The sequence below is a fragment of the Rhizobium sp. BR 315 genome (assembly GCF_050577975.1).
Lineage (GTDB): Bacteria > Pseudomonadota > Alphaproteobacteria > Rhizobiales > Rhizobiaceae > Rhizobium > Rhizobium miluonense.
Genome location: NZ_JARWKZ010000155.1, coordinates 1 through 684 on the forward strand (window position 1 = coordinate 1; position 684 = coordinate 684).

The window sequence follows — 684 nt, forward strand, 5'->3', positions numbered from 1 at the left end:
ACCTAACGTTCCTCTCATGGATTCCTTCAGATGAACAGCATTTTTCAAGTTAAAAACAGTCGCTGCTTTTCCGAACAATTCTCCATTTTTATAAATAAGCCAGCTTTCATTGTTTGCCAGTAATTTCTCCCGCTCCCATTCTACGCTATACACATTGTCACCAATCGAAAGTCTAAAGGATAAATACCATGGCGCTTTTCCTTCTATACAGCTGTCTACTACTCTGTGCCAGCGCTTTGTAAATAGGCGCTGATAGACACCCTTTTGCTCTTTTCCTTTAAATAGAGGTTTTGGTGTGTGCAGAAATTTTTGCAGCACATAAATAGACCAGTTCTCTGTGTTAGCCGGTATATAAGCCTGTTCCTTTTTGGAAAGAATGTTCGCAACGATATACAGCACAACAGCAGCAACTAAGGAGAGCGATGCTATCATAATCGTTGTCACTTCAATCTGTCCGATGATAAAATACCTGACGACAGTACCAGAGAGTATTAGGAAAAACAGAATATATAAATGCAGCAAAGCATTTCCCCTCCTTTTCTCTTCTTTATGTACGAGTCAAGTAAGCTTTTAGTTTCCATTTTATTGCTTCATTTGTTTTAATTGCTTCAATCCAGTAAAATAAACAAGAAGGAGGGATCGAATGAAATTCTCTGTAAAAGAAGAAATTGCTAACAGCATCAC

General features: G+C 38.2%; 1 protein-coding gene. It reads right to left on the reverse strand.

The window, feature by feature from the left end; genetic code table 11:
* Positions 1–522 (reverse strand): hypothetical protein (locus QD409_RS35495; RefSeq protein WP_430765046.1); only part of this gene is annotated, 522 nt, incomplete at its 3' end.
* Positions 523–684: the final 162 nt, after the last annotated feature.